Genomic DNA, 1,535 nt, shown 5'->3' with positions numbered 1-1,535 from the left:
GGCGGGTTGCCGTGCTTGCGGCTGGGCAGGTCGGCGTGCTTGGTGCGGAGCATGGCGAGGGCTGAGGCGAGGACGGTGCGGGTCTCGGCCGGGTCGATGACGTCGTCGACGAGGCCGCGTTCGGCCGCGTAGTACGGGTGCATCAGCTCGCTCTTGTACTCCTTGATCTTCTGGGCGCGCATCGCGTCGGGGTCCTCGGCGCCGTTGATGTCCCGGCGGAAGATCACGTTGGCGGCACCCTCGGCGCCCATCACGGCGATCTCGTTGGTCGGCCAGGCGTAGGACAGGTCCGCGCCGATCGAGCGGGAGTCCATCACGATGTACGCGCCGCCGTACGCCTTGCGCAGGATCAGCTGGATCCGCGGCACGGTGGCGTTGCAGTACGCGTACAGCAGCTTCGCGCCGTGCCGGATGATCCCGTCGTGCTCCTGGTCCACACCGGGCAGGAACCCGGGCACGTCCAGCATGGTGATCAGCGGGATGTTGAACGCGTCGCACATCTGCACGAACCGCGCGGCCTTCTCCGACGCGTGGATGTCCAGCACCCCGGCCAGCGACTGCGGCTGGTTGGCGATGATCCCCACCACGTGGCCGTCGATCCGCGCCAGCGCGCAGATCACATTGGTCGCCCACCGCTCGTGCACCTCGAGGTACTCGCCGTGGTCGACGACCTCCTCGATCACCTTGCGCATGTCGTACGGCCGGTTGCCGTCCGCCGGCACCAGGTCCAGCAGCGGCTCGTTGCGCCGCTGCACCGGGTCGTCGTTGGGCTGCACCGGCGGCATCTCACGGTTGTTCTGCGGCAGCAGCGACAGCAGGAACCGCACCTCCTCGATGCACGACTGCTCGTCGTCGTACACGAAGTGCGACACGCCGGAGACCGTCGAGTGCACGTCCGCACCGCCCAGCCCGTTCTGGGAGATCTTCTCGCCGGTCACCGCCTGCACCACGTCCGGGCCGGTGATGAACATCTGCGAGGTCTCACGCACCATGAACACGAAGTCCGTCAGCGCCGGACTGTAGGCGGCGCCGCCCGCGCACGGGCCCAGCATCACCGAGATCTGCGGGATCACCCCGGACGCCCGCGTGTTGCGCTGGAAGATCCCGCCGTAGCCGGCCAGCGCGGTCACGCCCTCCTGGATCCGGGCACCCGCGCCGTCGTTCAGCGACACCAGCGGCGCACCCGCCGCGATCGCCATGTCCATGATCTTGTGGATCTTCTGCGCGTGCGCCTCACCCAGCGCACCACCGAAGATCCGGAAGTCGTGCGCATAGGTGAACACCGGCCGCCCGTGCACCGTCCCCCACCCGACGATCACACCGTCGGTGTGCGGCTTCTTCGCCTCCAGGCCGAAACCCTGCGCCCGGTGCCGCCGGAACGGCTCCACCTCGTTGAACGAACCCTCGTCCAACAGCAACGCGATCCGCTCACGCGCGGTCAGCTTCCCCTTCGCGTGCTGCGCCTCGGTGGCCTTCTCGCTCGGGCCACGGCGGACCTGCTCCCGAAGGTCGTGCAGCTCGGCCACCCGACCCCG

At 69.0% G+C, this 1,535-nt stretch carries 1 protein-coding gene; it reads right to left on the bottom strand.

The window, feature by feature from the left end:
• A partial coding sequence (locus AA75_RS37880; protein WP_051814119.1) for an acyl-CoA carboxylase subunit beta occupies nt 1–1,535 on the bottom strand: 1,535 nt, incomplete at both ends.

This window comes from Kitasatospora sp. MBT63 (assembly GCF_000710465.2).
GTDB lineage: Bacteria > Actinomycetota > Actinomycetes > Streptomycetales > Streptomycetaceae > Kitasatospora.
This window is presented reverse-complemented; position numbering and strand designations above follow the sequence as displayed.